Origin of the sequence: Halonotius sp. F2-221B (genome assembly GCF_046719765.1) — an archaeon.
Classification (GTDB): Archaea; Halobacteriota; Halobacteria; order Halobacteriales; family Haloferacaceae; genus Halonotius.
In genome coordinates this window covers 113,132-119,618 of the sequence record NZ_JABEBY010000009.1, presented here as the reverse complement: position 1 = coordinate 119,618, position 6,487 = coordinate 113,132, and the positions used below count along the sequence as shown (strand labels likewise).

Annotated in this window: 9 protein-coding genes and 1 pseudogene; 2 read left to right on the top strand and 8 right to left on the bottom strand. The window is 60.2% G+C overall.

All coding sequences use genetic code 11. The annotated features are described in order from the left end of the window. Nucleotides 1-165: 165 nt before the first annotated feature. The 7 genes and pseudogenes from HKK80_RS08410 to HKK80_RS08380 form a co-directional block, all read right to left on the bottom strand. Nucleotides 166-744: an archaellin/type IV pilin N-terminal domain-containing protein gene (locus HKK80_RS08410; RefSeq protein ID WP_411799159.1), complete on the bottom strand. Its 579-nt coding sequence runs from the start codon at nucleotides 742-744 to the stop codon at nucleotides 166-168. A 168-nt stretch (nucleotides 745-912) separates the two neighbouring features. After that, a pseudogene (locus tag HKK80_RS08405) lies at nucleotides 913-1,041 on the bottom strand (IS5/IS1182 family transposase); the annotation flags it as partial. 116 nt (nucleotides 1,042-1,157) lie between these two features. Further along, entirely contained in the window at nucleotides 1,158-1,745 is a 588-nt protein-coding gene (locus HKK80_RS08400; protein WP_411799158.1) for an archaellin/type IV pilin N-terminal domain-containing protein, read from the bottom strand. Between the two features lie 220 nt (nucleotides 1,746-1,965). After that, entirely contained in the window at nucleotides 1,966-3,360 is a 1,395-nt protein-coding gene (gene thrC, locus HKK80_RS08395; RefSeq protein WP_411799157.1) for a threonine synthase, read from the bottom strand. A 39-nt stretch (nucleotides 3,361-3,399) separates the two neighbouring features. Continuing rightward, on the bottom strand, nucleotides 3,400-3,780 hold the full coding sequence (locus tag HKK80_RS08390) for a helix-turn-helix domain-containing protein (RefSeq protein WP_411799156.1): 381 nt from the start codon (nucleotides 3,778-3,780) through the stop codon (nucleotides 3,400-3,402). A 30-nt stretch (nucleotides 3,781-3,810) separates the two neighbouring features. Beyond that, nucleotides 3,811-4,062 (bottom strand): hypothetical protein, encoded by a 252-nt coding sequence (locus tag HKK80_RS08385; protein ID WP_411799155.1) that lies wholly within the window; start codon nucleotides 4,060-4,062, stop codon nucleotides 3,811-3,813. 35 nt (nucleotides 4,063-4,097) lie between these two features. Then, entirely contained in the window at nucleotides 4,098-4,805 is a 708-nt protein-coding gene (locus HKK80_RS08380; RefSeq protein ID WP_411799154.1) for a DUF5828 family protein, read from the bottom strand. Between the two features lie 99 nt (nucleotides 4,806-4,904). On the opposite strand from HKK80_RS08380, the gene upp reads away from it, so the two are divergent. Both upp and HKK80_RS08370 read left to right on the top strand, forming a co-directional pair. Next, nucleotides 4,905-5,582 carry a uracil phosphoribosyltransferase gene (gene upp / locus HKK80_RS08375; protein WP_411799153.1) on the top strand — a complete coding sequence of 226 codons (678 nt, stop codon included), beginning with the start codon at nucleotides 4,905-4,907 and terminating at the stop codon, nucleotides 5,580-5,582. Between the two features lie 45 nt (nucleotides 5,583-5,627). Then, a complete protein-coding gene (locus tag HKK80_RS08370; protein WP_411799152.1) occupies nucleotides 5,628-5,822 on the top strand; it encodes an antitoxin VapB family protein in 195 nt (64 codons plus the stop codon). A 6-nt stretch (nucleotides 5,823-5,828) separates the two neighbouring features. Here HKK80_RS08370 and HKK80_RS08365 read toward each other — a convergent pair whose 3' ends face one another. Next, a complete protein-coding gene (locus HKK80_RS08365; RefSeq protein ID WP_411799151.1) occupies nucleotides 5,829-6,461 on the bottom strand; it encodes an IMPACT family protein in 633 nt (210 codons plus the stop codon). Nucleotides 6,462-6,487: the final 26 nt, after the last annotated feature.

Genomic DNA, 6,487 nt, shown 5'->3' with positions numbered 1-6,487 from the left:
AACTTCCTCAGCCTCACACTCAACACTGATCGCTGGTTCGAGAAAATCTTGAGTACCGACTTCTACAGATGAGCGTAATTGTATAACGACGATTCTACAGACGTTTTAGGAGCTACTCACGCTGTGCTGCGGTTCGGTGTTAAAAAAAAAAGCAGTCGAGCCGATTTAGCTCAGGATGTATGAGCTACTGTTTTCGATGTTTCGCGGTGTGCTGACCTGTTTGTAGGTCTGTCCGCCTGCTGGTGCCTGTGCGATGATCGAGTATTGCTCATCTTCGTCAAGCGGGCTGATCCCAGAGGCACTGTTTAGGTCGAACTGGACGACCATCAGATCTTCTTGATCCTTGAGGACGCTCGTGCCACTCTCAAGCGACTGTTTCTGATCGAATGAAAGGTAGCCTTCATTTTCATTCCCACTCAGGACAGTCGCCTCTCCGGTGGGACTTGAGATCGTGTAGGACATCTGACTGAGATTGATCGGATCAGAGCCAGACGCCAACCGCATTGATATATTTACCTTGTCGATGTTTTCATCACTGCTGTTGGCGATTCCAACGATTTCGCCGACTTGGACGACATCGCTCACTTCGCTGGTCGTCTCTTCGCCTGTTTGCTGTGCCTGTGCTTGCAGGAGGCCAGCGGTATTGATAAGCACACCCGCCGCGATCGCTGCGACGAGAACCATCGCGATGAACACGATGAGTGTACCTATCCCTACCTGACCTCGGTCGTCAGTGTCGAACATGGGATTAGTACGCCTGCCCGGAATAGGTCAGACGCTATCGGAACAAGACGGAGGATGAATATATATGTACCCCACGAGATTTCAATACTGATAATTTTAGCTAAATCCAATTATTACAGCTTCCATTTCATGGTTTCAGAGACTGCCTAATGTTGTAAACTGCACACAGTAGGACGAGTTCACGAAACTCTCCGTACTCAGACCATGCAGCTGCGCCGAGCGGCGCAGCAACACTCGCCAGAGTGCTGCCTTGATTCTATCAAATCACTTATTTAGCGTCGGGTGAAGCGGGAGCTCTTCGACACGGATCATCGGCAGTTTCTCGCTTCGTGCCACTAGTTCTGACGGTCGAAACCGACGCTGTCTGGCTATTTATCAGAGCCAAAAAAAAAAAAAAACAGTCGGTAGTCGATTTAGCTCAGGATGTATGAGCTATCAGCTTCGATGTTTCGCGGTGTACTGACCTGTTTGTAGGTCTGTCCACCTGCTGGTGCCTGTGCGATGAGTGAGTACTGTTCATCTTCGTCAAGCCCGCTGATCCCGGGAGCACCATCTGTTCCATCCAGCAGGAACTCAACGACCATCAGATCCTCTTGATCCTTGAGAACGCGCGTGCCATCCTCAAGCGATTGTTTCTGGTAGAATGTAAGGTAACTACTCGCATTGTTCCCACTCAGGACAGTCGCCTCTCCAGTGGGACTTGAGATCGTGTAGGACATCTGACTGAGATTGACCGGATCAGAGCCAGACGCCAGCCGCATTGATACGTTTACGCTGCTAATATTCTCTTCGCCGACATCGGAATATCCAACGATTTCGCCGATCTGGACGATATCGCTCACTTCGCTGGTCGTCTCTTCGCCTGTTTGCTGTGCCTGTGCTTGCAGGAGGCCAGCGGTATTGATAAGCACACCCGCCGCGATCGCTGCGACGAGAACCATCGCGATGAACACGATGAGTGTACCTATCCCTACCTGACCTCGGTCGTCAGTGTCGAACATGGGATTGACACGCCTGCCCGGAATAGGTCAGACGCTGTCAGAAATATGTTTGAAGAGCGTTATATACCTATCCCGCCATTTTTCAAAATTGATATCCAAAAAGATAGAAAAACAGCATGAATGGCCGGTGAGACAGAGAGTACGAGCCTCGAGTTCAAAACTAATACTGTCGCAACAAAACACACAGGTCGGGGGTGCCGACAAGACGCTGCTCCCCTCGTCAGGCGTCATCTGATCGCAGCCGACGATAGGCGAGATAGGCAAGGCCAATTCCACCACCGATCAGCGCCGGAACCCCCGGTGAGTCAGCCGCCGCCGAGAGCTTTCGGGTGATCCCCCCGAGTGGCCCCGCTTCCTCGTCGTTGATGTGCTCCAAGACAGCCTCGGTGTCGTTCGGCACCGGCTCAGGGTCGCCGCCGGCCTCGAAGGCGGCGTCGGGATCTTTCAACAGGTGACCGGTCGTGAGACAGACAACCGACTCATCCGCGCTGATCTCCCCGTTCGCTCGGAGCTTGCGAAGCCCTGCAACCGAGGCGGCGGAGGCGGGTTCGACGCCGATCCCCGCCTCGGCGAGTTGTCGCTGGGCATCGGTGATCTCGTCGTCGCTGACGGCGACGGCGGTGCCGCCGGTGTTGTAGATCCCCGGCAGGGCTTTCGGCGCGTTGACCGGGTTGCCGATCCGGATCGCCGTCGCGCGGGTCTCTACGTCGTCCCACCGCCGCACCTCGTCGCGGCCGTTCTGGACAGCTTCGACCATCGGCGCGGCCCCCTCGGCTTGGACGCCCGTCAGCGTCGGCACCTGGTCTTCGTCGAGCGCGCCACTCGCAACGAGTTCGCGGAACGCTTTGTAGAGAGCGGCGGTGTTGCCCGCGTTGCCAACCGGGAGGACGATCCGGTCGGGGTACTCGCCGTAATCCTCGTAGTGCTCTTCGAGGATCTCGAAGCCGATCGTTTTCTGGCCCTCCAGTCGGAAGGGGTTCAGCGAGTTGAGGAGATACACCTCACCGAGACCGGCAAGATCCTGGACGATGTCAAGACAGCTATCGAAGTTGCCGTCGACTTCAAGGATGCGCGCCCCGTGGAGGCTGGCTTGGGCGATCTTGCCGGCGGCGACCTTCCCCGAGGGCAACAAGACGAGGGTTTCCATGCCGCCGCGGGCGCCGTAGGCTGCCAGTGCCGCGCTGGTGTTGCCGGTTGAGGCGCAGGCCAGCCGGCCGACGCCGAGCTCCTTGGCGACGGCGACGCCGACGGTCATCCCGCGATCCTTGAACGCGCCGGTCGGGTTCATCCCTTCGTGTTTGATCCGGAGGCTGTCGACGCCGATCTCCTCGCGGAGTCGTGGCACCTCATGGAGCGGCGTGTCGCCTTCCGGCAGCGTGACACCTTCCTCGAACGGGAGCGCGGCGTTGTACCGCCAGACACCACTCCCCTCGAAATCCTCGAAGGTCGGTGGGTCGGCGTACCGAACCTCCAGGAGCCCATCGCAGTCGGCACAGGTGTAGTGGATCGCATCAAAGGGTGCAAACTGCTCGCCGCACTCGATACATTCCAACCAAACCCCATCGTCGGCACACGCCGGTTCGGACTGTGCGGGCGCGGACAGCTCAAGACTCATTGCGTGTGTATGGTCGTGGCGCGGTAAAAAGACGGTCGGTTACGGCTCGACGGTCGCCCCAAACTGATCGATCTCGTCGTGGACAGAGTCGACCCACTCATCGAGGGCCGCATGCAGCATCGCTCTGGCCTCTTCGATGTCGACGGCGGTGTACTGATAGACGTAGCCACCCGAATCCAGCAGTCGACGCTTCCGCTCAAGCAGCCCCTTCTGCTGGAGGGTCGACAGCGATCGGTTCACGTTGCTTCGATCCCGGTCGAGAACCGACGCCAACTCTTCGACGGTGCTGCCGGGGTGGTCATGTAGCGTAAGGTAGGTTCGGCGTTCGTGATCTCGAATGCCGAAGACACACGCGAGGAGATGGGTGAAATCAAGATCGCTGTCCTCGGCGAGCTCTCCGGGTGCCGATGAGTGGCTCATACCGGTAGTATCGGGGATGGGCCGGTAAAACTACGCCGACTCCCCGGGCGGTGCGGCGTAGCCGAGCTCTTCGATACACCCTCGCATCGCAGCTTCGTCGCTGTGTTTGTGGAGCCGTGTCGGCGTCTCACAGTAGTAGGTCTCCCCGTCGTACCGGAGAGTGATCTCGTGGGCGCTGCCGAGCAGCTCGACGGTAACCCGGAGTCGTTGACCCTGCTGGAGCTCTCTGATGATCGCGTCGGCGGACAGTTCGCCGGCCTCTAGGTTGCGGGTCGCTGCCATTGTCCTGTCTTTTGTCTCGCTTTGGCTGTTCTCGCTCAGTTTGTGGTCGATTGGGTGTCATCGCTCGGCGGTTCCGGGGCTTCGACCCCTTCGGCCGCTTCGGCGATGTCGGTATCCTTCTCGGTCGTGACGTGCCAGCGATCGATCGTATCCTCGTACTCGCCGAGCCGCTCGGAGACCGCCGCTTTCAGCTCGTCGTCGTTGATGTTGACCTCGAAGACGAACCGGTCGTCATCGTCACCGCGGCCCTGTCGCTGGATGTTCGCGCTGACGAGTTCGTTGTCGAAGTAGTACGGCGAGAGCTGTGTCATTACGTTGCGGTAGACCGTGTTTTCGACGGTACGGATCGCCTTCCGCCCGACCGAGTCGGCCGCCCGCGTCACGTAGCCGATCGAATCCTGCCAGTGTTCAACCGCGCCCTCGTCGTCGCCGTTTTCCATCCGCTTGTACGATTCCGAGAGCTTCTCGCCGGCCTTTTTCACGTCGTCGCTGGCGGCCTGTCCGGCCTTCTCGCCTTCGCCTTCGGCGACGCTGGCCTGGTCGGCGGTCTTCTCGTTGACATCCGTGCTGAGCCGCTCGTGGGCTTTCGGCCGCCACTCGTCCCACTCCGCGAAGGCCTCCCGGATCGACGCGGCGGCGTCCTCGATATCCTCCTGTCGGAGGGCCTGGGTGATGCGCTCGCCGTGTTCGACCACGTCGTCCCACGCGCCGTGGATCTTAAACCCGGAGATGCTCTCTTCCATGCTGCTACGCCGTACTAACGGTGTCCCGATACATAAACGTCGCTACCGGCCCCCGTGCCGGCAGGGATGTTTTAGTATCGCCGCCTCTCCTGCTCACATATGCCAATCGAACAGCGCGACGATGCCTTCCTGATCACCCACGCGCTTGCGAAGGATACGCTGTCGACGCTGCGGTCGGTCGACACCGAGCAGGTCGCCTTCCGGGAGGGGCTGATCGAGCTCGGGCGCGTCTGTGGCTACGAGATCATCGACGGCGCGATGGACACCGAGTTCGTCCCCATCCGGACGCCGCTGGCCGACACCACCGGCGAGCGTGTCACCGGGCTTGAGGATGTCGTCATCGTTACCGTCCTCCGGGCGGCGACACCCTTTGTCGAGGGGTTGATGAAGGCGTTCCCGCAGGCCAGACAGGGCGTCATCTCCGCGAGCCGCGACGAAGCGGCGGGGATGAACGACGACGGCGAGTTCCCGATCTCGGTTGACTACGTCAAACTCCCGGAGATCACCGCCGCCGATACGGTCATCGTCGCCGATCCGATGTTGGCGACGGGGTCGACGATGTGTGCCGTCCTCGATCACGTCGTCGACGCCGCCGACGGCTTCGAGGATCTGCTCGCGCTGTCGGCGGTGTCGGCTCCGGAGGGTGTGTTGCGTGTGAGTGAGACGGTGCCCGACGCCGATGTGTTGACAGTCGCTATCGACGACAAACTCGACGAGGACGGCTTCATCGTGCCGGGATTGGGCGATGCCGGGGATCGAGCGTTCGGGACGGTCTGAGCAGCACCCCTAAGACTAAGCAGCGTCAACGCAAATGTTGACGTGATGGCGACAGCCGACGAACAGATTCACGTCAGCGACCACATGAAACGAATTCTGGAACGATACCAGCGGGAGGGCGAGTCGTACAACGATGTCCTTGAGCGTATCCTCGGTGACGACGAGGGTGATTTTGACGACGGATTCGGCCGGTGGTCGGACGAACAGGCCGAGCGAGTTCGCAACCAACTGGATCGATAGCGTCGCTCACTGCGGTTCGATCTCAACCCGCCCGCTCGTTGCGTTCCGCAGTCGCTCCCGCAGCGCGCTGGCTTCCGCGACGGGCACGCGAACGACAAACTCGACCGCCGCCTCGTAACTCGCATCAAACTCGACGCCTTCGGATTCGAGAATCCCGCGCACCGTTCCCGAATCGTCGTACTCAACGATCGCCTCGAATCGCTCGTGGGGGACATCCTCAACGACGCCGGCCGCGTCGACGGCTTCCTTGACGGCCCGCGAGTACGCCCGCGCCAGCCCGCCGACCCCGAGGTTCGTCCCGCCGTAGTACCGGACGACCGCAGCGACGACGTTGCGAAGCTCTTGTTGGACGAGGACGTTGAGCGCGGGATCACCGGCGGAGCCGCTGGGCTCGCCGTCGTCGCTGCTCCACTCCCGGAGCATCACCGATCCCGGCTGATCAGCTGAGGCAGTCCCGGCCGGCACGCGGTAGGCCGGCACAACATGCGTTGCCTCCGGATGTTCGGCTTCGACTTCTTCGATGACTGCCTCGGCAGATTCGACCGTATCGGCAGGGGAGACGTAGCTGATGAACTCCGAGCCGCTGACCTCGAAGCTGGCCTCCGCGCGCTCGGCGACTGTCCGAAAGGACTCGGGCACACGCGGCGGTTGGCCGGCGGGCGGCT

Bases quoted from the DNA above. Each gene is read 5' to 3' on its own strand.
- HKK80_RS08410 (WP_411799159.1), bottom strand. From the start codon at position 744: ATGTTCGACACTGACGACCGAGGTCAGGTAGGGATAGGTACACTCATC.
- HKK80_RS08400 (WP_411799158.1), bottom strand. From the start codon at position 1,745: ATGTTCGACACTGACGACCGAGGTCAGGTAGGGATAGGTACACTCATC.
- thrC (WP_411799157.1), bottom strand. From the start codon at position 3,360: ATGAGTCTTGAGCTGTCCGCGCCCGCACAGTCCGAACCGGCGTGTGCC.
- HKK80_RS08390 (WP_411799156.1), bottom strand. From the start codon at position 3,780: ATGAGCCACTCATCGGCACCCGGAGAGCTCGCCGAGGACAGCGATCTT.
- HKK80_RS08385 (WP_411799155.1), bottom strand. From the start codon at position 4,062: ATGGCAGCGACCCGCAACCTAGAGGCCGGCGAACTGTCCGCCGACGCG.
- HKK80_RS08380 (WP_411799154.1), bottom strand. From the start codon at position 4,805: ATGGAAGAGAGCATCTCCGGGTTTAAGATCCACGGCGCGTGGGACGAC.
- upp (WP_411799153.1), top strand. From the start codon at position 4,905: ATGCCAATCGAACAGCGCGACGATGCCTTCCTGATCACCCACGCGCTT.
- HKK80_RS08370 (WP_411799152.1), top strand. From the start codon at position 5,628: ATGGCGACAGCCGACGAACAGATTCACGTCAGCGACCACATGAAACGA.